The organism is Nocardia panacis (assembly GCF_003598715.1).
GTDB classification, from domain to species: domain Bacteria; phylum Actinomycetota; class Actinomycetes; order Mycobacteriales; family Mycobacteriaceae; genus Nocardia; species Nocardia panacis.
Window position 1 is genome coordinate 1 of record NZ_QZFU01000058.1, and the last position, 1,007, is coordinate 1,007.

The 1,007-nt window shown below is 64.3% G+C and carries 1 protein-coding gene; it reads right to left on the reverse strand.

Features of this window, described 5'->3' with window-relative positions; translation table 11 throughout:
- Positions 1-1,007, reverse strand: a 1,007-nt coding sequence (locus D5S18_RS34280; RefSeq protein ID WP_147404368.1) for a type I polyketide synthase, incomplete at both ends; no start/stop codon positions are given.

A 1,007-nucleotide genomic window follows, 5' to 3' on the forward strand; every position in this document is an offset into this window, starting at 1 on the left:
TCGGCGCGGTCAAACCATTCGACGCCCCATCCTGATTCACCGCACTACCACGCACCACCGCCAACACCCGACGCCCGAGACGACGCGCATCCGACAACCGCTCCAACACCAACACACCAGCACCCTCACCCCACCCGGTGCCATCGGCATCGGCCGAGAACGGCTTACACCGTCCGTCCGGCGCCAACCCCCGCTGCCGGGAGAACTCCACGAACATCCCCGGTGTCGACATCACAGTCACACCACCGGCCAGCGCCATCGAGCAGTCCCCCGCCCGCAAAGCCTGACACGCCTGATGCAACGCCACCAACGACGACGAACACGCCGTATCCACCGTCACCGCGGGCCCCTCCAAACCCAACACATACGAAATACGACCCGAGGTAATACTCGCGCCGATCCCAGTCGCCAGATACCCCTCCAGATCAGCCGGTACATCACCGAAATTGAGGTAGTCCTGATTCATCGCCCCGACATACACGCCGGTCTGCGTTCCGCGCAGCGCCGACGGGACGATCCCGACGGATTCGAATGCCTCCCAGGCGACTTCGAGCAGTACCCGCTGTTGGGGGTCCATCGCGAGGGCCTCGCGGGGGGAGATATTGAAGAACTCGGCGTCGAACCCGGTGGCGTCGTCGAGGAATCCGCCCTCACGCGCGTAGGAGGTTCCGGACCGTTCGGGATCTGGGTCGTAGAGACCCTCCACGTCCCAACCACGATCATCCGGGAACCCCGAGATCACATCCCGGCCCTGCGACACCAGATCCCATAGATCGGCCGCAGACCGCACCCCACCCGGAAACCGACAACCCACACCCACAATCGCGATCGGCTCATCCGCCGACACCGACGTACTCAACGCCCTGGCGATGATGCTCTTCTTGCCTTGTATTTGTGTTTTGAGGTAGGTGGCCACCGCGGTGGGGGTGGGGTGGTCGAAGACCAGGGTGGCGGGAAGGGTCAGTCCGGTCGCCCGGGACAGGCGGTTTCTCAGATCGACCGCACCG